The following is a 24,558-nucleotide window of genomic DNA, read 5'->3' as shown; positions in this document are numbered from 1 at the left end:
CATTGTAATAGGGAAAATAATAGAATTATATGCAGGAGGAACAAAAAATGAATAAGGAAAAACAAATCAAGATTGTATTAATTGATGATCATAAGTTATTTCGTGAAGGGGTTAAACGAATTCTGGAGTTCGAACCAGCATTTGATGTCGTCGCTGAAGGGGATGATGGAGCGGTAGCTGCAAAACTTGTAAAAGAGAATAAACCCGATGTCGTTTTAATGGATATTAATATGCCAACCATGAATGGCGTCCAGGCAACTGCTGACCTTGTTAGGTATTTTCCGAATACTAGTGTTATTATTCTATCAATCCATGATGATGAGAGTTATGTAACCCATGCCCTGAAGACAGGGGCACAAGGGTATCTGTTAAAGGAAATGGATTCTGATTCACTCATAGAAGCTATTAAAGTAGTGAGTGATGGAGGGTCATACCTACACCCAAGAGTAACCCATAATCTGGTGCAGGAATATCGTCGCCTGGCGAAAGAAAATATTTCTGGGATAGCAGATAGTGGTATAGAATACCGTAAACCCCTTCATCTTCTAACTAAACGGGAGTGTCAGGTTTTACAACTGTTAGCCGATGGGAAGAGCAACCGCGCCGTTGCAGAAACATTATATATTAGTGAAAAAACAGTAAAAAACCATGTTAGTAATATCCTACAGAAGATGAATGTAAATGACCGCACGCAAGCAGTTGTCTCAGCAATTAAAAAAGGCTGGGTAGAAGTTTTATAAAATGTTCTTCCATCCCTATTAACTAATATGAGTTGTTAATACCCTGCACTTTGAGTGTCAGGGTATTTTGTATTACTGCGATTAAATTATTAATGCAATCTGGAAAAGAATCATGTAGAATATAACTGTGTATACCTACAATAATAACGAATTTACATAAAAGCACAGTAGTTATCTGAGTAGTAGAGGAGAAGTTTACATGAAAGTTGTTGTAATGACAGATAGCACGGCTTATATCCCTGCTGAAATAAGAATTGAACATGGTATTCATATGGTGCCGCTTAGTGTCGTGTTTGATGATGAAACATATGAAGAAGAAGTGGACATTACGACAGAAGCGTTTTATCAAAAGGTCAAAGAGTCAAAAAATTTACCTAAGACATCACAACCATCAATCGGTCAGGTCACAACCAAGCTGGAAGAGCTTGCCGAGAACTATGATGCTGTTATTTCGGTTCATCTGTCGAGTGGAATCAGTGGTACTTATCAAGCAGTTGTAAGTGCTGGAGAAATGGTTGAAGGATTAGAAGTGTATGCATATGATTCTGAAATCAGTGCCATGCCCCAGGGTTTTTACGCTTTAGAAGCAGCAAAGATGGCAAAGGAAAATAAAACACCCGAGGAAATCATCAAGCGTCTGGATGAAATGAAACAAAGCTTACGAGCGTATTTCATGGTAGATGACTTAACTAATCTCCAAAGAGGTGGACGCCTTAATGGTGCACAAGCCCTTGTAGGAAGTTTATTACAGGTGAAACCGGTCCTTCACTTTTCAAATAAGGTTATTGTACCTTTTGAAAAGATACGTACTAGAAAAAAAGCAATTAATCGTATTATTGGTATGCTTGAGGAAGATGCAAGCAAGGGAGAGAACCTCAAAGTTGTTTTCATACATGGGAATGATGAGCAGGCTGCCGTCATGTTGCGGGATGAATTTCTGAAAAAATACCCTGCCATGGATGCAGTGATAAGCTATTTCGGTCCTGTTATTGGTACCCACCTGGGTGAAGGGGCTGTTGGTGTTTCATGGTATACCAAGTAGCTGAGTTAATTTGGAATTGGAACTATCGGACACCCAGTTAACCGGTAGTTCTTCCTGTATTTATTTTGATTGGTGAAAGTGAGTGAATAAATGATAATGAATAATCAACCCCCACCAGTTCCACTGTTAAACGAATGGTCCCCCCGATTCTCCGGGAAATTGCTATTGAGAAATGAAATACCTCTTGATGAATCCACATTTCAGAATCTCCTTTCTACCGGTTGCTTCAGCCCTATCCAATCTATCATAAGAAAAAGCGTATCCTATCAATGCCAACGCTGTGGAAATAGTCAGCGTTCCCTATTTGCACCTATACCTTGCCAAACTTGCAGAAATACACATGTCTACTGCCGAAAATGTATCTCTATGGGCCGGATTATGGAATGTGAACCTCTTTACTATTGGGCTGGGAAAAAACCTGATTGGACGGTACACGACAACCCATGTTCCTGGCATGGTGAACTAACAACTGTTCAGCAGCAGGCTGCTGACCGTATCCAAGCAGCTGTTCGAAATCAAGAGAGCGAGCTTCTTGTTTGGGCAGTTTGCGGCGCTGGGAAAACGGAGATGCTTTTTCCAGGAGTAACAGAAGCACTTCGACTTGGAAAACGTATATGTCTGGCTACACCAAGGGCAGATGTTGTACGGGAACTCTTACCGCGAATTCAACAAGCGTTTGCAGAAGTGGATGTGCAAGGATTGTATGGTGGAAGTGAAGAAAAGGATGGTACAGCTCAACTTATTCTAGCTACAACACACCAACTGCTACGCTATAAAGCGGCCTTTGATGTATTAATTATTGATGAAATTGATGCATTTCCTTTTCATGCAGATGCCTCTTTACCGTTTGCTGCTAATCGAGCAAAGGCATCACCGAGTACTACCATTTATTTAACAGCAACCCCTCGGAAAAATCACCAAATACAAATTGCTCGAAAAAAACTCCCACATATATTTGTCCCGGTTCGATTTCACGGTCATCCTTTACCCGTTCCAAAAATGAAGATGGTCTTTTCACTAAAAAAGGATCTACAGAAATATATGCCTCCATCTTCCTTTGTGAAATGGGTGAAAAATAGAAAGAACCCAACACGCCAACTATTAATTTTTGTGCCTACCATTCAATTGGCAGAGAAAATGAAAGAAAATCTAGCAAACCTCTTACTAAAAGAAGGAATACTTGAATCAACAAATAGTTTGATTGCTGTCCATGCCTCTGATCCAGATCGAGAGGAAAAAGTACAACTATTTAGGAAAAAGGAGATTTTTGTTTTAATAACGACAACTATTTTAGAAAGGGGAGTAACCTTTCCATCCGTTGATGTTTCTATTTTCAATGCAGGTCATGTGGTATTTGATGAAGCAGCACTAGTTCAGATTTCTGGAAGAGCTGGGAGAAGTACGGATGACCCAACAGGCGAGGTGATATTTTTTCATGATGGGAAAACAGAAGCGATGGTACAAGCTGTAGGATCTATCGTATCGATGAACAAAAGAGGAGGGATTAATTGAATGCACTGCTTATGGTGTAATGACCCAATAATTGTAGAAATCAGTTGGGCCAACCTGGTTATGCCGCCTAAGCCAAAGAGCTTATGTAAACAATGCGAGGCTGAACTGGAAATGATTAAAGGAAAGCGGTGTGAACATTGTAGTCGTCACTCAGATGCCCCGGTATGCTCGGATTGTATTTGGTGGAACGAAAATACCTCGAGAGACACAATTATATTCAATCATTCTGTTTTTGTTTATAATACATTTATGCAGGATATGATGGCAAAATGGAAATATCGTGGGGACTACCATCTATGTCACGTGTTTAAAAACCAATTCATTCAATCATTTAAAGAAACCTTCTCGTTTTTAAAGAAAGAAGCTGTAATAGTGCCTATTCCACTAAGTGAAGAAAGAATATTGGAACGCGGCTTTAATCAGGCCCGGGTATTAGCAGATTTTTTGCCTTTAGAAAATAAAGACATATTGAGACGCATTCATGGAGAAAAGCAATCTAAAAAAACACGAAATGAACGAATTCATACAAAGAATCCATTTATATTGAATGAAAGTATTAACAAAACAACCATTTTAGTCGATGATATATATACAACAGGCACAACATTACGTCACGCTGCAACACTTTTAAAAGATCAGGGCAGCCCCGAAGTTTATACGTATACTTTAGTTCGAGGTTAGATTTTGTTGTGCTATTATTATAGAAATGAGGGGAAGCACCATGGCTGAATTAGCAAATTGCGCTCGGTGTGATACTGTTTTTGTTAAGGGATTGCGAGAGATATGTCAGAGCTGTTATAAAGAAGAGGAAAAAGCATTTGATCTGGTCTACCGCTTTTTACATGAACAAAAAAATAGAGAAGCTACTATGATAGAAGTTGCTGAGGGTACTGGTGTTTCAGAAAAACTAATTAGTAAATTCATAAAAGACAAAAGACTGCTTACTTCGCAATTTCCTAAACTTGCCTACCCATGCGAGAGATGCGATAAGAATATAGTGACAGGAATGTTATGCAGCAGCTGTGCACAAGAACTGAAAAATGAAATGGAGCTCCATGAAAAAAACGAAGAGCGGGTAGACGAAATTAAGAAGAAGAACGAAAAGGAATCCCGTATTTATTATACGTTTGATTAGAATTACATTAAATTAACTCTTTACTTTCTCAAGTAAAGTGCCGATATAAATAACAAGTGAACAAATAAGGTAAAACGTTATTATAATAACGTTTTACTCGCGGCTACAGATGAAGAAAGATGTAGATATTCCAAAAAGAGGTGAGATGACGATGAAAATACACGGTCCGAATCAAACAAATTTTAACCCATACAAAAATCAAGTTCAGAAGCAAGTGGACCATAAAAAGGAAGTTAATAAAACAGATCAAATAGAAATTTCCAGTCAGGCTAAGCACTTGCAAGGGAAAGATAATCCATCGGCTAAGCGGGCGGAATATATACAGGAAATCAAGAATGCTGTAGATTCGGGTAATTATAAAGTAAACCCTGAAAAAACAGCAGAAAAGATGATTGAATTCTGGAAGAAATAATAAATTAATGGTTACGCCTTTGTACATCAACGGCCAAGTATAAAAGGAGGACTCACTTTGTCCGCACAGTCAATAATTCAGTCACTTGAAAAATTAGTGAACCTTCATACAAATCTTTTAGAATTTTCACAGGAAAAAACTGAAATCATGAAAGAAGGTTCTATTGAGAAATTACAATCATTACTTGTAAAAGAGCGGAAGTTAATCCGATTAACTGAACAAGCCGAAGAGAAGCGAAATAAAGAAGTGATAAATTGGTTTGCAATCAATCAACTGCCAGCTGATGATACTACAGTAACTAAAATGCTGGAATTCTTACGGGATGAAAGTGATAAAACAGAACTGGAAAAAACAACAACTAAGCTAACTGAAGTAATAACAGAGCTAAAACAGCAGGAACAACTGAACCAAGCGCTAATCAATCAATCAATGCAGTTTGTGCAGCTTTCAATTGATATGTTGAACCCTTCGATTCATAGCATGAATTACGGAAGTAAGAGTGATGAATCAACTGAGGTAAAAAGATCTGTATTTGACTCAAAAGCATAGCCGCAATTATTCCAGTTTATAAAGGAGTTAAGACATGAGCACATTTCATGGTTTAGAAATGGCAAGGCAAGCCCTTTCGGCACAACAATCAGGTTTATATACAACCGGACATAATATATCAAATGCCAATACAGAGGGATATACTAGACAGCGGGTGAATTTTGAAACGATGAATCCATACCCGACTGGTTCACGAAATCGGCCTGAAATGCCTGGTCAAATTGGGACTGGAGTCAAGGCCGGCTCGATAGAGCGAATTCGAAATCAGTTTTTAGACATACAATTTCGCGGTGAAAATAGTAAATCAGGCTATTGGGAAACAAAAGCGAAAACGCTGAGTCGCTTGGAGAATGTAATGAATGAGCCATCTGAAAGCGGCTTATCTAAAACAATGGATCAGTTTTGGCAATCGCTGCAGGATCTTTCTGTCAACCCTGAGAATTCCGGGGCAAAATCAGTTGTATTGCAAAGAGGACATGCAGTAGCAGATACATTTAATTATCTATCTAAATCGTTGAACAATATCCGTAGAGACCTGAAGTCAGAAATCGATACAACTGTTAAAGACGCGAATTCTTTAATAGAACAAATCCATGGCATTAATGAACAGATAAAACAAATAGAGCCGCATGGTTATCAGGCCAATGATCTATACGATGAGCGTGACCGGTTAATTGATGAGCTATCAAATATCGTTGATATAAAAGTAACCAGGGATAGTAGTGGGGAAAGCTCACCAAAAACTGCTGATGGCCTAAAAACAATAGAAGTGGTGGATAGTAACGGGAATGTCTTGGGTAAATTAGTTGATGGGGAAAATGGAGAATATAATCATATAACTATTGGATATTCAGGTGAAGGTGAGAATGAAGGTGTTTCATCAATTACGATAGGAGAAGATCCAGATGCATCCATACTGGATGCAAATGGTTCTTTAAAAGGCTTGATTGAATCATTTGGTTCTATTGGAACAGAAGGCGATCAGCCTGCAGGCATGTACCCGGACATGATTAAGAATTTAAATACGATGGCATTCGAATTTGCAAAAGAGTTTAACGATGTCCATGGTGATCCCCAATTTTTTAATGAGATTACCGAGGAAAATGGAGCAGCTGGAGCGATTAATGTAATCTTAAGCGATCCAGAGGATATTAGAGCAAGTAATGACGACAATGCAGGTAATGGTGGGAAAGCATCAGAATTAGCCGAAATTTTTAATAAAGGTCTGGATGGTCTGGGTGGTAAGTCAGTAAAGGGATATCTGGAATCCCTTATTGGTACCTTAGGTGTAGATGCACAACAAGCTAACCGTATGTCAAACAATACAGCAGTACTCCGTGGACAAGTGGAGGACCAGCGTATGTCTGTAAGTTCTGTATCGTTGGATGAAGAGATGTCCAATATGATCAAATTTCAGCATGCATACAATGCAGCAGCCAGAAGTATGACGACTATGGATGAAATGCTTGATCGAATTATTAATAATATGGGGTTAGTAGGAAGGTAGGTCATTAACATGCGAGTTACGCAAGGAATGTTATCGAATAATATGTTGAGAAATTTAACAAACAGTAATTCGAAAATGGCTATGGTTATGGATCAGTTGAATACTGGGAAAAAAATAAACCGTCCTTCCGATGATCCGGTAGTAGCCATGAAAGGTATGAATTACCGCAGTCAGGTAATTGAAATTGAACAGTACAAACGCAACACAGGTGAAGTTCATAATTGGATGGATAATTCAGATGCATCACTTGATAAGGCAACACAGACGATGCAGAAGCTTCGTGAGTTGGCAGTACAGGCAAGTAATGATACGTATGGCGAGGAAGAAAGAAAGAACATAATGAAAGAAGTAGAACAGCTGAAGGAACACTTGAAAGACATTGCTAATACAAATGTTAATGGAAAATATATATTCAATGGAACAAATACGAGTAATCCACCGATCGATGAGGATGGTATTATTAATATTAATTCTGATTCAGTAGTTATCGAAGTATCCAATGGAACTAAATTACAGGCAAATGTTGATGCAAGTACCGTTTTTAACAGTGATCTATTTGATAAAATTGATGATTTCATTGAACATCTAGGTCAAGATAATCAAGAAGGCATCCAAGGCAGTATTGGCGACTTTGACGAAAATATAAATGGTATCGTTAATGCTAGAGCTGACCTGGGAGCTCGAATGAATCGACTGGACCTTGTTGTGAATCGTTTAGGTGAGCAAGAGGTTATTGCTACAAAAATGATGTCTGATAACGAAGACATTGATTACGCCAAGGCAATTACAGAATTAATCACACAGGAAAGTTTGCACCGTGCTGCGTTATCAGCCGGCTCAAGAATAATTCAGCCCTCACTAATAGATTTTCTACGTTAATAGTGTATTAAGAACCCTGAGCCATGTTTTAAGGATTCAGGGTTTTATTACATTAGAAAGAGAAGGTGTTTGTTTATGCGTTTACCACAAATTCGGCTGGAATCACAACGGGCAGAAATCCAAATCCAGCAATCGGCAGGGAAACAGGAAATTCGTCAGCCTAAAGCTGATATGACCATCCAGCAGCCAAAAGCTGAGCTTTCCATAACTACTAGTTCTTCAAAATTACAAATAGATCAAACACAGGCATGGGAAGATATGAATCTAATGCATATCTTTAAACGAAATGACCGGTTTGCTCAAGAAGGACGGAGTGCTGCACAAGAAGGAATGGGTCGGAGAGCACAGCAGGGAACAGAAATGATGAGAATCGAGAACGAAGGAAATCCCCTTGTAAATCAAGCTGTTACAAATGGTCATACACCTATGAAAGCGTTAGGTATTAAATTTATTCCATCACAGTTTGCTGTAAAAACTTCTTATCAGCCTTCAGAAGTAAAAATAGAAGTACAAACAAATAAGCCAATTATTGAATCGACAGTAAACAAACCTGAACATACTTACGAACGGTCCCAGCTAGAAATAAGCATGAAGCAGCATCATAATTTAGATATTGATTTTATTAATCTTTACAGTTAGGAAGGATGAGGTAGAACGATGCACTTGCAAACAAAGTATTTAGGGGAAGTAGAGATAGATAAGTCGAAAGCCATTCAATTTCCTGCAGGTCTTCCAGGTTTTATAGAAGAAACAGAATTTGTTTTACTGGACTTGCCAGAGACCCGGATATTCCAAGTATTACAGTCTACAAATTCAGTAAATACAGCTTTTATTGTTACAAATCCTTATCATATTTATCGTGATTATGCATTTGATCTTGATTCCAGTTTACTAGAGGCTCTGCAAATTAAAAATGAAGAGGATGTTGTGGTTTTAACAATTGTAACGTTAAGAAATCCGTTTAACAAAAGTACATTGAATTTAAAAGCACCCGTCATCCTAAACTCGACAACCAAACAAGGAAAGCAATTTATTATAAATGCAGATGACTATCCAACGAAAGCTTCCATCGCTCCTGATAATAGTTCCTTGAAAGTGAAAGGGGAATAAGTATGCTCGTTTTAACGAGAAAACTGAATGAAGCAATTCAAATAGGTGAAGACATAGAAATAAAAGTATTGGGTATTGAAGGCGACCAGATTAAACTTGGAATTGATGCACCTAAATCAATAGATATATACCGTAAAGAAATATATATAGATATTCAGGAGCAAAATAACGAAGCCGCAAATATTCCCTTAGATATTCTTCAATTATTAAATAATAAAAACGAAGATAACTACAAGTAAGTATTATTTTATAAAAACCTTTATATTAATTGAATAGAGGTCGATATAAATAATAAATAAAGTAGTCGGGGAGTTGCATATGGTATGCGATTAGAAAAGGTGATGAATGGATCACAGCCTCTGCTTAATGGTGAAAACAACAAGCAAATCACAACAACAGCAACGGAAAGATCCACTGTACAAAGCAGTATTGAAAAGGAGATCGCGTTACATAAAGGTAAGGTAATCAACAAAGATCAAGTGGAAACTGTTGTATCTAAATTAAATGAGTTTATTGAGCCATTACGAACAAATCTGAAATTTCAATTTCACGATAAACTGAATGAATATTATGTGACAGTAGTTAATCCGTTAACTGATGAAATAATTAAAGAAATACCTCCGAAGAAAATGTTGGACATGTATGCCGATATGGCAGAATTAATGGGAATAATCATCGATAAGAAAATTTAGAAGGAGTGACATATAATGCGAATTGGTGGTCTGGCAACAGGAATGGATACTGAGCAGCTTGTTAAAAAACTGATGGAAGCAGAGCGCATGCCGTTAGACCGAATGAAACAAGATCAAACAAAATTAACCTGGCAGCGCGATGCCTTTCGGGATATTAATAAGTCTTTGCTTGAATTGGATAACATGATGCTCGATATGAAAATGAGCAGAACCTATAACTCGAAGTCGGTTAGTTCCTCTAATGAAGGTGCTGTTACGGCGACTGCTTCAACAAATACTGCTAATGGCACTTATAATATTAAAGTAGACAAGTTAGCATCTTCTGCTATGAATATGAGTGCAGACAAAATAGAATTGGTTGCGACTGAAGCGTTGGGTGCAGAAAGAGCCGGTACTTTCCATTTTTCAACCTATAATGAAAAAGGTGAGGCTATTGAGCACACCTTTGAGGTAAAAGCAGAAGATACTCTAAATCAAGTATTAAAAAGAATTACGGATGCCGATAATAATGTTCGTGCTTTTTATGATTCACAATCGGATAAAGTGATTATGGAAACAACAAGAACAGGTAATTACAATGAAGCCGGGAACGAGATTGAATTTGGGGCAGATAACGTCTTTTTCTCAACCGATCTAAAACTCGATATGGCCGGAGAAAAAGGTGGAGAGAATGCGAGCTTCACATACAACGATCATTTATCATTAACATCGAAATCAAATTCCTATCAGCTGAATGGAGTGAGTTTTCAATTTAAGGATGTCGGAAGTGCTTCATTAACCGTCGTAAACAACATAGATGAATCTTTTGACTCTATCATGAAATTCATAGATAAATACAATGAAGTAGTTGAAACTCTGAATGGTTCCCAACGTGAGGAAAGGTTTCGGGATTACCCACCTTTAACAGAGGAACAAAAAAAAGGAATGTCCGAGGATGAAATCGAACTTTGGGAAGAACGAGCGATGAGTGGTATCCTCCGTGGAGAATCGTCGATTTCAAATGGATTATTTTCCATGCGACAAAGCTGGTACTCCTCTGTAGAAACAGGGGGAGAATTCACTTCTTTAACCCAACTTGGAATTAAAACGTCCCCTAATTACATGGACGGCGGCAAACTGATCGTTGATGAAGGTAAATTAAGAACTGCTCTTCAGGAGAACCCGGCGGATGTTCAAAAGCTATTCTCCAATAGTGGAACTGGAGCAGAGCGTGGTCTTGTTAATCGGGTAGAAGATTCTATTGAATCGACGATGAAGCAAATTAAGAGTCGTGCTGGTAATGGAACAGACACCCTCGAAAACTATACGCTAGGTAAGCGTATGAAGGATATTAATAGTCGTATATCTTCATTTGAAGATCGTTTGGTACAAGTAGAAAACCGTTATTGGAGTCAATTTACCGCTATGGAAAAAGCAATTTCCCGTATGAATCAGCAATCCTCTCAATTGATGTCCCAGTTCGGCAGCATGTAATAGAGAACAACTTTTTAAGGAGTGAATAAATTGTCACTTAATAAGCAATATCAAACATACCAAAATAACTCCGTTAATACTGCTTCAGGTGGAGAGCTGACGCTAATGTTATATAATGGCTGTATTAAATTTATTAAACAAGCGATCAAAGATATGAACGAAAGTAATCACGAAGCAAAAAATACCAATATTCAAAAAGCACAAAACATTATACAGGAATTAATGTTAACGTTAGACCAGGAAGTTGAGATTTCCGGACAACTACTTCCATTATATGACTATATGCATTATCAACTCAAAGAAGGTAATGTAAAAAACGACGTTGCTATTCTTGAAGAAGTATTAGGATTTGCTACAGACTTTAGAGATACTTGGAAACAAGTGATTTTAAAAACAAGGAAAAAACAATTCGCGCAAGGCGAACGTGTATAATGAACAGATTAAGAGACCTTCATCGTATCACTATAGAGTTAAAAGAAGTATTGGAACAGGAAACCACATCAAAAAACCGTGAATCTATCATAGAAAAAGTTAATCTGCTAGTTGAGCAAAGAGGAAGTCATCTGCAGGAACTAGCAGCACCATATACGATGGAAGAAAAGCAGACTGGTAGGGAATTAGTATTAATCAATGAAGAAATACAAGATAAAATGCAGTTATTATTTAATGAATTAAAATCAGAAATGAAGCAAATGAAAAAACAGAAGAAATCAAATCGAACCTATTCGAATCCGTATGAGAAAATTCAATCTTTGGATGGCATGTTTATGGATAGTAAAAAATAATTGGAAAGCTCCTGAATTTGCAGGAGCTTTTTGTTTTCTAAACGATGAGACCCCCTTACTCGTCACACCGAAAATAGTTGGAACTGCACCTTTGGTTGACCCCACCGAAAAGAAATGTTGTTTTATGAAACATAATCTATATAGGACGACGTAAGTTGTTATTGACGTAACTCCGCTACGGAAATACACTTCGCTTTCACCACTCCGGGTATAAGTGCAACATCTGCTCAGCTTCACTTCGTTCACTTTGCAGTGTTTTCTTTGCCGCTGACTTCACAATTACGTTGATTGTTTGGAGCGGAGGACCGTTGACTCCTGCGGGAATAGCACGTGTCTGAAGACCCCGCAGAGTGGGTTTGTGGGATGGAAGGCTAAAAACGCGACGTCCTGTCGCAACGCCTTCATGACTAACATCCTGTTAGCCCGAGGCTGAAGCCGTGCCCGCGGAAAGCAACGGTCAGCAGCGAAAGCAACCCAGCGGCTACGTCGCAGTTTATATCAACTGCGGGATTATAAACATTAAAAATTATGAAAAGAGAATTTTTTAAAAATCTATAATAACGTGTCTATGAAAGGAATCTATCTTTGTTTTACTCAAATATTTTAATATTAAGTGGTTTAAGCAGGAATTCGTGAGGGAAACGTAGTATAATAAATACATAAGGATGAAAGGAGGACACTTTAAATGAAATTTAACATTCGTGGTGAAAATCTTGAGGTGACTGGAGCAATACGGGAGTATGTGGAGAAGAAGATTAGTAAACTAGAAAGATATTTTGATACCCCACCAGCATCTGATGTACATGTTAATTTAAGTGTCTATAATGATGAGCAGAGAATTGAAGTAACTATTCCAATGACAAATTTATTGTTACGTGGAGAGGTACAGCATGTTGATTTATACGCTGCCATCGACTTAGTCGTCGACAAACTGGAGAGACAAATCCGAAAATACAAAACAAAAGTAAATCGCAAGTTCCGACAAGAAGGTTCTCCAAAACATATTTTTGCAGAGTTGGAAAGAGAAGCAAATAACATTGCTCTGCAAGAAGATTCAGAAGAGATTGAAATTGTTAGAACAAAGCGTTTTAATTTAAAACCAATGGACTCAGAAGAAGCAGTATTACAAATGGATATGTTAGGGCATGCATTTTATGTGTTCACCAACGCCGTAACAAGTGAGACAAATGTGGTGTATCGTCGTAATGACGGAAAATATGGATTAATTGAACCTAACCTGTAAGAACTAAAATTGAATAAAATGACAGGACGATCCCAAATCGGGGTCGTCTTTTTGGTTTTTATTCAGGGTTAACCCCTTGCTGTGTAAGACGTTAAACGATATTGGAAGAGGTGTGTCGAATTTTGTAGAGAAAAACACCAAATTTTAATTTTAGACATTAAGATTGATGGAAATTGTCTGATTGTTTCAAAAATCTTGTCGGAATTTAAGGTTTTACATAAAATAACTGTCGAACAACAACCCAAAATTGAAAAACGGTAATTAGCCTTTTGAACTATGTATGTGATATAACTAAGTCAATAGAACTAGGAGGTGGGATGGTGAATGAGAAGGAGCAGTTGACATTTAATAAATTGGTAAGTAAAGTTCAGCAACATGAAGAGACAATCACGCAACTGGTTGAAATAATAGCTGCTACAAACCGAAGAATTACTGATTTAACTACAGACAAGAAAGAGAACAAGAAGTATTCCCTTACATAATACATTCTTCGCATGAAGAGTCCTGTTACTTTTCGCACAGTATCCTCAAATTCCTCAAAACAAAGAGTAGTTCATCCCCGGACTGCTCTTTTTGCTTGGCATAACTACATAGCATGAAGCGGATCTTTTGTTCGAAGCAGTTGTCATACTTGATTATCTAGTGTTATTATTAATAGTGGATTAAAGTAAGTATTTATATTAAAAAAATGATATAGAATTATATATTGAGGAGCGTTCAAGATGGCTGGAATATTAAGAAAAATATTTGGTGATGGAAATCAAAAACAACTTAATCGGATACAAAATAGAGTAGATCAGATAGAAGCATTAGAGCCAGAAATAGAGAAGTTGTCAGATGAGGAACTTCAACAAAAAACAGAAGAATTTAAGGGGCGCTATTCAAATGGGGAAAGCTTGGATAGTATCCTGGTGGAAGCATATGCTGTAGTTCGAGAAGCTTCAAAACGAGTACTAAATATGCGTCCCTTTAAGACACAGTTAATTGGAGCTATATCTCTTCATGAAGGCAACATTTCTGAAATGAAGACAGGGGAAGGTAAAACGCTGGCTTCCACAATGCCAGCTTATTTGAATGCTATATCTGGAAAAGGTGTGCACATCATTACAGTGAACGAATACTTAGCTGACCGTGATGCCAGAGAAATGGGAGAACTATATGGATTCCTTGGCTTAACAGTTGGTCTGAACGGAAATGGTTTGTCGAAAGAAGAAAAAAGAGAAGCCTACTATAGTGATATTACTTATGGTACGAATAATGAGTTCGGCTTTGATTATCTGCGGGATAACATGGTTTTGTATAAAGAGCAAATGGTGCAACGCCCGTTAAACTTTGCCATCATTGATGAAGTTGACTCCATATTAATTGATGAAGCTAGAACACCGTTAATTATTTCAGGTTCTGCTCAAAAATCTGCGGCTTTGTATCAACAAGCCAATGGTTTTGTAGGTGGACTAACTCATGAAAAAGACTATACGTATGACGAAAAGACAAAGGGTGTACAACTTACAGAAGAAGGCATTAATAAAGCGGAGCGTTATTTTTCTATTGAAAACCTGTATGATTTGAGTAATGTTTCGTTAACTCATCATATTAATCAGGCTTTAAAAGCACATGCTTCTATGCATCGAGATACAGATTACGTAGTACAGGATGAAGAAGTAGTTATTGTTGACCAATTTACTGGGCGCTTAATGAAAGGCCGTCGATATAGCGATGGACTGCATCAGGCAATTGAAGCAAAAGAAGGACTGCAGATTCAAAATGAAAGCATGACGCTTGCTTCCATTACTTTTCAGAACTTCTTCCGTATGTACAATAAATTGTCAGGTATGACTGGTACAGCAAAAACAGAGGAAGAGGAATTCAGAAATATATATAACATGGATGTTGTAGCCATCCCAACAAACAGGCAAATCGTCCGTGATGATCGAGCAGATCAGATATACAAATCGATGGAAGGTAAATTTAATGCCGTTGTTGAGGGAATTAAAGAGAGGTATAAAGCAGGTCAGCCTGTGCTCGTAGGGACAGTAGCTGTAGAGTCATCAGAATTGATTTCTCAGTTATTGAAGAAAGCTGGCGTAAAACATAATGTACTGAATGCTAAAAACCACTTCAGGGAAGCAGAAATTATCGAGAACGCAGGCCAAAAAGGTGCCGTGACGATCGCAACCAACATGGCAGGACGAGGAACAGATATTAAACTAGGTGAAGGTGTGAAGGAATTAGGAGGATTAGCTGTGATTGGCACGGAGCGTCACGAAGCTCGTCGTATAGATAATCAGCTCCGAGGCCGTTCAGGTCGTCAGGGAGATCCTGGTATGTCACAATTTTATCTGTCTATGGAGGATGAACTGATGCGACGCTTCGGTTCTGATAACCTTAGATCTATGATGGAGCGTCTAGGTATGGATGACGACCAGCCAATTGAAAGCAAGATGGTATCCCGTGCTGTAGAGTCTGCTCAAAAACGAGTGGAAGGCAACAACTTTGATGCACGTAAACAAGTATTATCCTATGATGATGTGCTTCGTGAGCAACGGGAAATTATCTATAAACAGCGTTTTGATGTTATTGAAGCAAACGAAAACCTCCGGGAAATCATAGAAAAAATGATTTTATCTACGCTGAATCGTGTGATTGTCACCCATACACAGGATGATGACGAAGATAATTGGGATTATAAAACGATCATGGAATACGTACATGGGAATTTATTAGAAAAAGACGATATTAGCATCGATACGATTAAAGGAAAAGAGCCTGAAGAAATTACAGAAGTAATAATGCAGAAAGTACGTTCTCGCTACGACGAAAAAGAATCCGAGTTATCACCCGATCAAATGCGTGAGTTCGAAAAGGTTATTTTATTACGTACGGTAGATACAAAATGGATGGATCACATTGATCAAATGGACCAGCTGCGTCAAGGTATACATTTACGAGCATACGGACAGAATGATCCATTGCGTGAGTACCAAATGGAAGGTTTTGCAATGTTTGAAGTAATGATTGAAAACATTGAAGAAGAGGTTACGAAGTATATAATGAAAGCACAAATACGAGATAACTTACAACGGCAGGAAGTTGTGAAGAACACACAAGCAGTTGCTGGTGGACAGGATCAGAAAAAGAAGAGCCGTAAACCGTATATTAAAACACAGGATGTTGGGCGAAATGATCCATGCCCATGCGGCAGCGGTAAAAAATATAAAAATTGCCACGGGAAATAATAATGGAGCACACTCCCCAGTAAAGGGAGTGTTTTCATTGTAAAAAGAATAAAAAATTAATCAGAGGTGATTTAGATGGAATTAGCAGAAATCAGAAATGAATTAGACAAAATGGCTTCACGTATTATTGACTTTAGGGGGTCTCTTTGACCTGGATACGAAGAGACAGAGAATAAAAGAATTAGAAATGATTATGTCCTCACCCGAATTTTGGGATAATCAGGATAGTGCACAAAAAACAATTTCAGAGGTAAATGTATTGAAAGAGTACGTGGACAACTTTGAAGAGCTGGAAGAACGATTGGATAATATAGAGGTTTCCTATGAGCTCGTAAAAGAAGAAAACGATCAAGAGCTATTTGATGATCTCAACGAAGAGATTAGTTCAATTAGAAAAGAGGTTAATGACTTTGAGCTTAAAATGCTGTTAAGTGAACCTTACGATGCAAATAATGCTATTTTAGAACTCCATCCGGGAGCCGGAGGCACAGAGTCACAGGACTGGGCAAGCATGCTACTACGTATGTATCAGCGATGGGCTGATAGTAATGACTTTAAGGTCGAAACACTTAATTATCTGCCAGGTGATGAAGCTGGTGTTAAAAGTGTGACATTACTGATTAAGGGCCATAATGCATACGGAAAATTAAAAGCAGAAAAAGGTGTTCACAGATTGGTACGTATTTCTCCTTTTGATTCATCCGGCCGTCGTCATACTTCTTTCGCCTCTTGTGATATTATGCCGGAAATAGACGGTGACGTAGATATTGAAGTGAAGTCAGAAGATGTAAAAATAGATACGTATCGCGCCAGTGGGGCAGGCGGACAGCATGTTAATACAACCGACTCAGCTGTACGTATTACACATATTCCCACTAATGTTATTGTTACATGTCAAAATGAACGATCGCAAATAAAAAATAGGGAAGCAGCTATGAAGATGCTCAAATCTAAATTGTATCAATTGGAGATTGAGCGACAACAAATGGAGCTTGACGATATTAGGGGAGAACAAAAGGAGATTGGTTGGGGAAGTCAAATTCGATCGTATGTATTTCATCCTTACTCCATGGTGAAGGATCACCGTACACACGTGGAAATTGGTAATACGCAAGGTGTTATGGATGGAGATATCGATCCATTTATCGACGCATACCTAAGATCTCAAATCAATTACTAGAGGTTAATCAAGAGCAAACATACTTTCATAAACTTGACACAAATTACCAAAACTCTTGATGTGTAAGGGTTTTTAACTGAATTCAAACAATACACAAATCTTGAAAGGGTTTTAAATCTTGTAGAAAAGGGTATAATAGCCAATGATAGCCTTTACACTACAATATTTGTTAGGGGGATTTAATCTATGAAGAAATGGTTATTTGCACTTCTCATTGGAACTGCGCTAGTACTTGGTGCATGTGGCGGTGGAGCTGACGACGCTTCAGAAGAGCCAGCAGACAATGGGGACACAGGAACAGAAGAATCAACTGAAGGTGGCACGGTAGATGTTGCTGCTGCAGAAGAAGTTTACCAAAGCAATTGTGCATCTTGTCATGGTGCAGATTTATCCGGAGCATCAGGTCCAGGGCTGCAAAATGTAGGTTCTGATCATTCTGCTGATGATATTGCTGCTATTATTGAAAATGGACAAGGAAGCATGCCAGCTGGTATGGCTAGTGGAGACGATGTGGACTTACTGGCAAATTGGTTAGCTGAAAAGGAATAGTAAAAGAGATGTATGCTTAAAAGTTTGATTTATTGATATCAGTAAATCAAACTTTTTTTTGTTGCCTAAATCTCTCATTTAATAGAAAATCATTCAGTCCTATTCATGTTTTCCCCAGAATTTAAGTCCCTGATGACTAAAACTTCTGATAGAACAGGATACGCCATCATAACTTTCATTTTATGGCAAAAATAAGCTCTTCTCCCCTAAAACAGACTTTATATTTCAAAATATAGGTCCTTTGAAATACAAATGTAATAATTTTATGTCTAAAATTGATGCCGAAAGATGTTATAATGTATAAGAATTGCTTAACACAGATTAATTAGGCAATGAAAGTGTGGCTGGTTTTCAGTTTAGTCTTTTTAAAAACAGCAATAGGCAGTTGATTGATTAGAAATAAGCCTCGTAACACATAGAAAACAGAACAAAAAGTATGATAACTCAAACTATAAAGGTGATTTATATATGATATTAATGAAAGATATACATAAAACATATCCCAATGGAGTAACCGCTCTAAACGGGGTTAATGTAGATATAAAACAGGGTGAATTTGTTTACATTGTTGGGCCCAGCGGAGCAGGTAAGTCTACATTTATTAAACTGATGTATAGAGAAGTAAAACCTACTGCTGGAACAATTATTGTCAATGAAATTGATATGAGCACGATTAAAGAAAAAAAAGTGCCTTTTCTTAGAAGAGAAATTGGAGTTATTTTTCAGGATTTTAAGTTATTGCCAAAACTATCAGTCTATGAAAATATTGCATTTGCCTTAGAAGTTATTGAAGAATCACCACGCAATATTCGAAAAAGAGTAATGGATGTACTGGAGCTCGTTGGACTAAAAAACAAGGCCCGCTTTATTCCTGATGAACTATCAGGTGGTGAGCAGCAACGTGTTTCGATAGCTCGTGCAATTGTTAATCATCCGAAAATAGTAATTGCTGACGAGCCCACAGGAAACTTAGATCCAGATACATCGTGGGGCATTATGAAAACATTCGAAGAGATCAATGCAAGAGGTACAACAATTATTATGGCAACTCATGGTAAAGAAATTGTCAATACTATCAAGAAACGAGTTATTGCAGTCGAAGATGGTTTAATTGTAAGAGATGAGCACCGAGGTGAATACGGCTATGAGATTTAGAACGATACTACGCCATTTTCGAGAAGGGTTTAAAAATATCTTCCGTAACGGATGGATGACGGTAGCTTCGGTAGGTGCAGTGACGACCACATTGATTTTAGTTGGTGCTTTTCTGACATTAATGCTCAATTTAAATCAAATGGCAACAAATATTGAAGATGATGTAGAAATTAATACATTGCTTGACATTACACTAAATGAAGACGAGATTACCTCTTTAGGTAGTGAAATAGAGCAAATTAATGGTGTGGAATCCGTGGTGTTTTCCTCTAAAGATGATGAACTAAGCAAGTTGATTGATAGTATGGGTGAAGAAGGTCAGTCATGGCAGTTATTTGAGCAGGATAATCCACTAAACCATGTTTTTATCGTCAGAACAGAGAACCCGGAAGACACGATGGAAGTTTCTAGTGAAATTGAAACTATTAATGGGGTTCAGGAAGTCAATTATGGACAGGGTGTCGTCGAGCGACTATTCGAATTTAATAAATATGCAAGAAATATTGGACTCGCATTAATTATCGGACTAGTTTTCACGGCAATATTTCTTATTTCTAACACAATTAAAATTACTATCATGGCTCGCAGCAGAGAAATAGGCATCATGAAATTAGTAGGGGCAACTAACGGCTTTATCAGAGGACCATTCTTCATTGAAGGGATGCTGCTTGGAATTTTAGGATCTATTATTCCAATTACAGTTATTCTCGCAGGATACTACTACTTATATAATAATGTTGGCGATAGAATTACGTACAGCTTTGTTGAACTGCTGCCATTTCATCCGTTCGCATGGCAACTCTCTCTTATTATTTTCTCAATCGGAGCCTTTATAGGTATATGGGGAAGTGTGATGAGCGTCCGCAAATTCCTTAAAGTATAGTCACTATTCGAGTATTCCAGATTGTCCGAGATATAGGCTGTGAGAACTATGCAGTGTAGTCTGATTTTGAAAATAGATAAAGACGTAGATAATATTTTTTACAGATTGAAAGGGGAACGAAAAAGTTGAGGAAAGTATCTTTAGTCGTGATAATGGCCATTCTGGTTTTAACTTCCAGTTTGACAAGTAGTAAAAGCATATCTGCAGAATCAATAGATGGGTTAAATAAGAAAATTAATGAATTGGAAAAAGAGCAAGGTGATCTCAAAAAGCAACAAGGTAATATAGATGGTGATAAAAAGAACACTGAAGGTAAGATTAATGAAAATCTTAATGAACAAAGCACAGTAGAACAAGAAATTAATACTATTGATGAAAAGTTAAACGATACAAAAAGCAAGATTAATGCAAAAGAAGAAGAAATTACGACAACCAATCAGGAAATTGAAGATTTAAATAATAGAATAGAAGAGTTAAGAGAAGAAATCATTGTATTACATGAACGTATTGAAAAACGTGAAGAAATGTTGAAAGAGCGCTTGAGGGCAATTCAAAAAAGCGGCGGAAATATGAAGTATATAGAAGTAATACTAGGCTCCCAAAACTTTGGTGATTTTATAAGCAGGTCTTCAGCAGTGAATACAATTATGGATCAAGATAAAAATATTATGGAAGCACATACTGCAGATAAACTTGCATTAGAAGAAAGTAAGTTAGAAGTGGAAACGAAAAAAGATGAAGTAGAAGATAAAAAGGTAGCATTAGAAGGACAAAAGGAAGAATTAGTGGCATTGAAAGGTGATCTGGATAAACAACTGGCTCAGAAGGAAACACTAATGGCAGAATTAGAAGAAGAGCACAATCATTTAGAGGAATATAAAGTCTCGTTAGAGGAAGAACAAGCAATTCTGGCAGCACAAACTTCTGCTATTGAAAAAGCTAAGCAACTGGCACAATCTGAAAAAGGTCAATTAGAGCAATTGGCACGTGAAGAAGAAGCCAGAAAAGAAGCAGAGCGAAAGAAAGCAGAAAAGCAAAAAACAGCACAGAGTACAAGCTCTAGCCCAAGTCCAAGCACAGGTGGAAGTGGAATATTTATTTGGCCGGCTGCGGGTGGTATGTCATCCAGCTATGGAAACAGAATACATCCAATTCATGGAGGACAGAAACTTCATGCCGGTATCGACATTGCTGCTGGAGTCGGCACAACACTTAAAGCCGCAGGAACAGGAGTAGTTGTCAGCGCAGGATGGATGGGTGGATATGGAAATACGATCTTAATTTCCCATAATATCAATGGCAAAACGTATACTACACTTTATGCACATCTAAGCAGGATGTCTGTATCTCCTGGACAGGCTGTTAGTCAAGGACAAACAATTGGTGCAACAGGGAATACAGGGGCTTCTACAGGGCCGCATTTACACTTTGAAGTCCATAATGGGCCATGGAAGGGATCCAGCAGCTCTGTAAACCCTCTTAATTACTTACGATAAATAGCTAGTTGCCTTCAGACTAAATGAAAAAGGCATCACCCATTTGGAGTGATGTCTTTTTTCACTATAATAAAATATCCACATAAATAAAAAGATAAAACCATAGTCTTTATAATGAGATAATGGTATGCTTTTGTATATTACATAGGAATGATGAATCATAATTGTTGGGGTGAAAAGATGAATTTAAATAAATTGCAAATCACATTTCTGCTGCTTGCGGCTCTTATATTAGGGTTTACTGGTGCTTATGTGGGTGTACAGATGGCACAGCCTAACGAATCTAATGATGAGCAGTGGATAAACAGTGAGGAATCAGTAGAAACAGGGGATGAAGAAACAGAGGTAGTTCCACCTGAGAATATGAAAAAGGTTGCACAGGCTTTTAATTTAATCCAGCAGCACTATTTAGAAGACGTGGAAGATCAGCAATTAATTGAGGGTGCCATTCAAGGTATGCTGGCAACTCTCGGAGACCCTTACAGTACATATATGGATATCGAGATGATGGAGCAATTCAATGAGCAGATTGAGTCTTCATTTGAAGGTATTGGTGCGGAAGTAAGTATGGTAAATGGTACAGTAACTATAGTTTCACCGATAAAAGATTCACCTGCTGAAAAAGCAGGATTAAGACCAAATGACCAAGTATTACGTGTAGACGAAGAGAATTTGGAAGGGTTGGACCTTAACGAAGCCGTTGCTAAAATTAGAGGGGAAAAAGGGTCTGAGGTTATATTGCAAATTCAACGCCCAGGTGTATCAGAACCATTTGATGTTTCGATTATTCGTGATACAATCCCGGTTGAAACGGTATATAATAAAGTAGAGACAATTGATGGAAAGAAAACAGGTATCCTGGAAGTAACGAATTTTTCAGAGCACACCGGCGAAGAGTTTGAAGAGCAGTTGGAGATGCTTGAAGAAGAGGGAATTGAAGGACTTGTAATTGATGTTCGAGGAAATCCCGGTGGTCTGCTGAATGTTGTTGAAGATATGTTGAAATTATTTCTTCCCAGCGACACACCCTATATTCAAATAGAGGACCAAAATGGCGAAAAAACACCATATTATTCACAATTGGATGAAACAAAGGAATATCCCATAAGTGTGTTAATTGACGAAGGAAGTGCCTCTGCTTCAGAAATACTTGCTGTAGCTATGAAGGAAATGGACTATGACATAGTCGGTCAGACCAGCTATGGAAAAGGTACAGTACAGCAAGCTGTACCGTTAGGAGATGGAAGTACCATTAAATTAACATTTTACAAATGGCTTTCTCCAAACGGAGAATGGGTAAATGAAGTAGGTGTAGAACCGACTATAGAGATTGCACAGGCTGATTATTATTACTCAAATCCAGTACAAATTGAAGAACCGCTGGTTTACGATCAGTCAGATGATAATATTAAGAACGTTCAATTGATGCTAATTGGCTTAGGTTATGATCTGGGACGAGAGGACGGATACTTCGATAAAGAAACTGAAGAGGCTGTAAAAGATTTCCAGAAAACCAATGACATGGAGATAACAGGTGAAGTGGATGAACAAACTGCGGGTTTAATGGAGACTCAAATTGTTGAAAAGATCCGTAGTGGTGAAGATGACAAACAGCTGGAAAAGGCTTTAGAAGAATTATATAAATAATTAACCCGCGAGTACAACTCGCGGTTTTTTTACCAAGTTAGATAATTTTTGACCTCTTAAGCAGGAATAGATTCGACAAATATCGAATATAAGTATAGAGAAAAGTAGCTTTTCTGGAAGGTGATTACTTTGTTAGAAGTATGGTTAATTGAACTCGCAAAAGGAATTGGAAAGCTTTTTCTTAATCCACTTCTATACTGGTCTATTTTATTAATATTAATAGTCGGAAATAGAAGGATTAAAAAAGAAAGAATGAATTTTGGAAGTAAAGTATTCGATGTTTTTTCAGAATGGAAAAATACGTGGATATTAGCCATTATCAGCGGAATATGCATTTCTCTTTTTACGTTGGGAACAGGAATTGTGTTTTCTTATGAAACTTTACTTCTTTTAAGTATTGTTATGATCATTTTAAGTTTAAGTACATTAAAATTTACTATGCTATCCGCTAGTTACACTGTAGGAATTACTTACATATTATTATTATTCTTACCTTCTGTGTTAAAGAATCAAAATTATGTAGATGCAGACCTCTTTTCGCAAACTAATTTTACAGGTTTGGTAGTAATTATGGGAATATTACTGATTGTGGAAGGTATTATACTAAGCAGGGTCAGACGTAATGAAACCTATCCTGAGCTTGTTCTTGGATCTCGTGGAGTATGGGTTGGACAGCACCATTTAAAGAAAATGAGTTTAATACCATTCTTCACGTTGGTTCCAACTGGTTTAATTACTCCGATGGCAGCATTTTGGCCATACTTTTCTCTTGGAGGAGAGACCTATAGTCTAATACTTATCCCCTTTTTGATTTGTTTTGACCATATAGTTAGAGGTAGCCTTCCTGGACAGGCTGCAGGCAGACTAGCGAAATCAACGATTCTTTTGGGGGCAATCGTTATTTTAATAGCTGTTGGCAGTATTTTTATCCAAGGATTGTCCCTTGCAGCTGTTATCATAGCTATATTAGGCAGAGAGTATATTAATTATAAACATCGTATGAACGATCGACAATCAAATGCTTTCTTTCATCAGATGGATAAAGGATTAAAAGTACTGGGAATAATACCAGGTACTCCGGCTGACCGCCTGGAAATAGTAGTAGGTGAAACAGTGGTAAAAGTAAACGGTCAAAGAATAAACAGTGTGGAAGGATTCTACCAGGCACTTCAAGAAAGTGGCGCTTCATTTAAATTGGAATTATTGGACGATGCAGGTGAAATCCGCTTTGTTCGAAGTGCATTGTATGAAGGTGATCATCATGAACTAGGATTGATATTCTTAACAAATCCTTATCGAGTCAAAAAAAGAAAAAAAACGATCTAATATGTAT

General features: G+C 37.6%; 27 protein-coding genes. 26 read left to right on the top strand and 1 reads right to left on the bottom strand.

All coding sequences use genetic code 11. The features are described from left to right. The first annotated feature begins 47 nt into the window (after nucleotides 1-47). Both QGM71_RS05045 and QGM71_RS05040 read left to right on the top strand, forming a co-directional pair. Nucleotides 48-740, top strand: coding sequence for a response regulator transcription factor (locus QGM71_RS05045; RefSeq protein WP_327606441.1), 693 nt, complete (start codon nucleotides 48-50; stop codon nucleotides 738-740). A gap of 199 nt (nucleotides 741-939) precedes the next feature. Beyond that, nucleotides 940-1,782: a DegV family protein gene (locus QGM71_RS05040; protein WP_327606440.1), complete on the top strand. Its 843-nt coding sequence runs from the start codon at nucleotides 940-942 to the stop codon at nucleotides 1,780-1,782. Between the two features lie 37 nt (nucleotides 1,783-1,819). Here QGM71_RS05040 and QGM71_RS05035 read toward each other — a convergent pair whose 3' ends face one another. Next, nucleotides 1,820-1,981, bottom strand: coding sequence for a hypothetical protein (locus QGM71_RS05035; RefSeq protein ID WP_327606439.1), 162 nt, complete (start codon nucleotides 1,979-1,981; stop codon nucleotides 1,820-1,822). Between the two features lie 179 nt (nucleotides 1,982-2,160). Here QGM71_RS05035 and QGM71_RS05030 point away from each other — a divergent pair, with 179 nt between their 5' ends. The 24 genes from QGM71_RS05030 to QGM71_RS04915 all read left to right on the top strand — a co-directional run bounded on the left by QGM71_RS05030 (nucleotide 2,161) and on the right by QGM71_RS04915 (nucleotide 24,551). Further along, the gene (locus tag QGM71_RS05030) at nucleotides 2,161-3,294 is read left to right on the top strand and encodes a DEAD/DEAH box helicase (protein WP_327606438.1); all 1,134 of its coding nucleotides are present in this window, start codon (nucleotides 2,161-2,163) and stop codon (nucleotides 3,292-3,294) included. Continuing rightward, nucleotides 3,295-3,975, top strand: a complete 681-nt coding sequence (locus QGM71_RS05025) for a ComF family protein (RefSeq protein WP_327606437.1) — start codon at nucleotides 3,295-3,297, stop codon at nucleotides 3,973-3,975. It begins immediately after the preceding gene. 40 nt (nucleotides 3,976-4,015) lie between these two features. Then, nucleotides 4,016-4,429, top strand: a complete 414-nt coding sequence (locus QGM71_RS05020) for a TIGR03826 family flagellar region protein (protein ID WP_327606436.1) — start codon at nucleotides 4,016-4,018, stop codon at nucleotides 4,427-4,429. Nucleotides 4,430-4,538: 109 nt separating this feature from the next. Continuing rightward, complete coding sequence (gene flgM / locus QGM71_RS05015; RefSeq protein WP_327606435.1) at nucleotides 4,539-4,841, top strand: flagellar biosynthesis anti-sigma factor FlgM; 303 nt, start codon at nucleotides 4,539-4,541, stop codon at nucleotides 4,839-4,841. Nucleotides 4,842-4,898: 57 nt separating this feature from the next. Continuing rightward, a complete protein-coding gene (locus tag QGM71_RS05010) occupies nucleotides 4,899-5,390 on the top strand; it encodes a flagellar protein FlgN (RefSeq protein WP_327606434.1) in 492 nt (163 codons plus the stop codon). 34 nt (nucleotides 5,391-5,424) lie between these two features. Continuing rightward, on the top strand, nucleotides 5,425-6,897 hold the full coding sequence (gene flgK / locus QGM71_RS05005) for a flagellar hook-associated protein FlgK (RefSeq protein ID WP_327606433.1): 1,473 nt from the start codon (nucleotides 5,425-5,427) through the stop codon (nucleotides 6,895-6,897). 9 nt (nucleotides 6,898-6,906) lie between these two features. Beyond that, nucleotides 6,907-7,776: a flagellar hook-associated protein FlgL gene (gene flgL / locus QGM71_RS05000; RefSeq protein WP_327606432.1), complete on the top strand. Its 870-nt coding sequence runs from the start codon at nucleotides 6,907-6,909 to the stop codon at nucleotides 7,774-7,776. Nucleotides 7,777-7,851: 75 nt separating this feature from the next. After that, complete coding sequence (locus tag QGM71_RS04995) at nucleotides 7,852-8,415, top strand: DUF6470 family protein (protein WP_327606431.1); 564 nt, start codon at nucleotides 7,852-7,854, stop codon at nucleotides 8,413-8,415. 18 nt (nucleotides 8,416-8,433) lie between these two features. Beyond that, on the top strand, nucleotides 8,434-8,886 hold the full coding sequence (gene fliW, locus QGM71_RS04990; RefSeq protein WP_327606430.1) for a flagellar assembly protein FliW: 453 nt from the start codon (nucleotides 8,434-8,436) through the stop codon (nucleotides 8,884-8,886). A gap of 2 nt (nucleotides 8,887-8,888) precedes the next feature. Further along, nucleotides 8,889-9,125 (top strand): carbon storage regulator CsrA, encoded by a 237-nt coding sequence (csrA, locus tag QGM71_RS04985; RefSeq protein ID WP_327606429.1) that lies wholly within the window; start codon nucleotides 8,889-8,891, stop codon nucleotides 9,123-9,125. Between the two features lie 84 nt (nucleotides 9,126-9,209). After that, complete coding sequence (gene flaG, locus QGM71_RS04980; RefSeq protein WP_327606428.1) at nucleotides 9,210-9,578, top strand: flagellar protein FlaG; 369 nt, start codon at nucleotides 9,210-9,212, stop codon at nucleotides 9,576-9,578. Nucleotides 9,579-9,593: 15 nt separating this feature from the next. Then, complete coding sequence (locus tag QGM71_RS04975) at nucleotides 9,594-11,051, top strand: flagellar hook-associated protein 2 (RefSeq protein ID WP_327606427.1); 1,458 nt, start codon at nucleotides 9,594-9,596, stop codon at nucleotides 11,049-11,051. A gap of 30 nt (nucleotides 11,052-11,081) precedes the next feature. Then, nucleotides 11,082-11,483 carry a flagellar export chaperone FliS gene (gene fliS / locus QGM71_RS04970; protein ID WP_327606426.1) on the top strand — a complete coding sequence of 134 codons (402 nt, stop codon included), beginning with the start codon at nucleotides 11,082-11,084 and terminating at the stop codon, nucleotides 11,481-11,483. Further along, complete coding sequence (locus QGM71_RS04965; protein ID WP_327606425.1) at nucleotides 11,483-11,836, top strand: flagellar protein FliT; 354 nt, start codon at nucleotides 11,483-11,485, stop codon at nucleotides 11,834-11,836. Before fliS ends, QGM71_RS04965 begins: the two co-directional genes overlap by 1 nt. Before the next feature lie 685 nt (nucleotides 11,837-12,521). After that, nucleotides 12,522-13,079 (top strand): ribosome hibernation-promoting factor, HPF/YfiA family, encoded by a 558-nt coding sequence (gene hpf / locus QGM71_RS04960; protein WP_327606424.1) that lies wholly within the window; start codon nucleotides 12,522-12,524, stop codon nucleotides 13,077-13,079. 320 nt (nucleotides 13,080-13,399) lie between these two features. Beyond that, entirely contained in the window at nucleotides 13,400-13,561 is a 162-nt protein-coding gene (locus QGM71_RS04955) for a hypothetical protein (protein ID WP_327606423.1), read from the top strand. A 240-nt stretch (nucleotides 13,562-13,801) separates the two neighbouring features. Continuing rightward, nucleotides 13,802-16,315 carry a preprotein translocase subunit SecA gene (gene secA / locus QGM71_RS04950; RefSeq protein WP_327606422.1) on the top strand — a complete coding sequence of 838 codons (2,514 nt, stop codon included), beginning with the start codon at nucleotides 13,802-13,804 and terminating at the stop codon, nucleotides 16,313-16,315. A gap of 75 nt (nucleotides 16,316-16,390) precedes the next feature. Further along, a protein-coding gene (prfB, locus tag QGM71_RS04945) for a peptide chain release factor 2 (RefSeq protein ID WP_327606421.1) occupies nucleotides 16,391-17,495 on the top strand; the annotation gives its coding sequence in 2 pieces (ribosomal slippage) (nucleotides 16,391-16,462 and nucleotides 16,464-17,495; 1,104 coding nt in all). 186 nt (nucleotides 17,496-17,681) lie between these two features. Beyond that, complete coding sequence (cccB, locus tag QGM71_RS04940) at nucleotides 17,682-18,044, top strand: cytochrome c551 (RefSeq protein ID WP_327606420.1); 363 nt, start codon at nucleotides 17,682-17,684, stop codon at nucleotides 18,042-18,044. 468 nt (nucleotides 18,045-18,512) lie between these two features. Then, nucleotides 18,513-19,199, top strand: coding sequence for a cell division ATP-binding protein FtsE (gene ftsE / locus QGM71_RS04935; protein ID WP_327606419.1), 687 nt, complete (start codon nucleotides 18,513-18,515; stop codon nucleotides 19,197-19,199). Continuing rightward, entirely contained in the window at nucleotides 19,189-20,082 is an 894-nt protein-coding gene (ftsX, locus tag QGM71_RS04930; RefSeq protein ID WP_327606418.1) for a permease-like cell division protein FtsX, read from the top strand. The genes ftsE and ftsX overlap by 11 nt, the downstream gene beginning before the upstream one ends. 125 nt (nucleotides 20,083-20,207) lie before the next feature. After that, a complete protein-coding gene (locus tag QGM71_RS04925) occupies nucleotides 20,208-21,578 on the top strand; it encodes a murein hydrolase activator EnvC family protein (RefSeq protein WP_327606417.1) in 1,371 nt (456 codons plus the stop codon). A 180-nt stretch (nucleotides 21,579-21,758) separates the two neighbouring features. After that, nucleotides 21,759-23,225, top strand: coding sequence for a S41 family peptidase (locus QGM71_RS04920; protein ID WP_327606416.1), 1,467 nt, complete (start codon nucleotides 21,759-21,761; stop codon nucleotides 23,223-23,225). A gap of 129 nt (nucleotides 23,226-23,354) precedes the next feature. Continuing rightward, nucleotides 23,355-24,551: a PDZ domain-containing protein gene (locus QGM71_RS04915; protein WP_327606415.1), complete on the top strand. Its 1,197-nt coding sequence runs from the start codon at nucleotides 23,355-23,357 to the stop codon at nucleotides 24,549-24,551. The last annotated feature ends 7 nt before the right edge of the window (nucleotides 24,552-24,558 follow it).

Origin of the sequence: Virgibacillus tibetensis (assembly GCF_036026595.1) — a bacterium.
GTDB classification, from domain to species: domain Bacteria; phylum Bacillota; class Bacilli; order Bacillales; family Amphibacillaceae; genus Virgibacillus_P; species Virgibacillus_P tibetensis.
Note: the sequence above shows the minus strand (reverse complement) of the source record. Positions and strands in the feature narration are given on the sequence as shown.

Bases quoted from the DNA above. Each gene is read 5' to 3' on its own strand.
- QGM71_RS05045 (WP_327606441.1), top strand. From the start codon at position 48: ATGAATAAGGAAAAACAAATCAAGATTGTATTAATTGATGATCATAAG.
- QGM71_RS05040 (WP_327606440.1), top strand. From the start codon at position 940: ATGAAAGTTGTTGTAATGACAGATAGCACGGCTTATATCCCTGCTGAA.
- QGM71_RS05035 (WP_327606439.1), bottom strand. From the start codon at position 1,981: ATGTGGATTCATCAAGAGGTATTTCATTTCTCAATAGCAATTTCCCGG.
- QGM71_RS05030 (WP_327606438.1), top strand. From the start codon at position 2,161: ATGGAATGTGAACCTCTTTACTATTGGGCTGGGAAAAAACCTGATTGG.
- QGM71_RS05025 (WP_327606437.1), top strand. From the start codon at position 3,295: ATGCACTGCTTATGGTGTAATGACCCAATAATTGTAGAAATCAGTTGG.
- QGM71_RS05020 (WP_327606436.1), top strand. From the start codon at position 4,016: ATGGCTGAATTAGCAAATTGCGCTCGGTGTGATACTGTTTTTGTTAAG.
- flgM (WP_327606435.1), top strand. From the start codon at position 4,539: ATGAAGAAAGATGTAGATATTCCAAAAAGAGGTGAGATGACGATGAAA.
- flgK (WP_327606433.1), top strand. From the start codon at position 5,425: ATGAGCACATTTCATGGTTTAGAAATGGCAAGGCAAGCCCTTTCGGCA.
- flgL (WP_327606432.1), top strand. From the start codon at position 6,907: ATGCGAGTTACGCAAGGAATGTTATCGAATAATATGTTGAGAAATTTA.
- QGM71_RS04995 (WP_327606431.1), top strand. From the start codon at position 7,852: ATGCGTTTACCACAAATTCGGCTGGAATCACAACGGGCAGAAATCCAA.
- fliW (WP_327606430.1), top strand. From the start codon at position 8,434: ATGCACTTGCAAACAAAGTATTTAGGGGAAGTAGAGATAGATAAGTCG.
- csrA (WP_327606429.1), top strand. From the start codon at position 8,889: ATGCTCGTTTTAACGAGAAAACTGAATGAAGCAATTCAAATAGGTGAA.
- flaG (WP_327606428.1), top strand. From the start codon at position 9,210: ATGCGATTAGAAAAGGTGATGAATGGATCACAGCCTCTGCTTAATGGT.
- QGM71_RS04975 (WP_327606427.1), top strand. From the start codon at position 9,594: ATGCGAATTGGTGGTCTGGCAACAGGAATGGATACTGAGCAGCTTGTT.
- QGM71_RS04965 (WP_327606425.1), top strand. From the start codon at position 11,483: ATGAACAGATTAAGAGACCTTCATCGTATCACTATAGAGTTAAAAGAA.
- hpf (WP_327606424.1), top strand. From the start codon at position 12,522: ATGAAATTTAACATTCGTGGTGAAAATCTTGAGGTGACTGGAGCAATA.
- secA (WP_327606422.1), top strand. From the start codon at position 13,802: ATGGCTGGAATATTAAGAAAAATATTTGGTGATGGAAATCAAAAACAA.
- cccB (WP_327606420.1), top strand. From the start codon at position 17,682: ATGAAGAAATGGTTATTTGCACTTCTCATTGGAACTGCGCTAGTACTT.
- ftsE (WP_327606419.1), top strand. From the start codon at position 18,513: ATGATATTAATGAAAGATATACATAAAACATATCCCAATGGAGTAACC.
- ftsX (WP_327606418.1), top strand. From the start codon at position 19,189: ATGAGATTTAGAACGATACTACGCCATTTTCGAGAAGGGTTTAAAAAT.
- QGM71_RS04920 (WP_327606416.1), top strand. From the start codon at position 21,759: ATGAATTTAAATAAATTGCAAATCACATTTCTGCTGCTTGCGGCTCTT.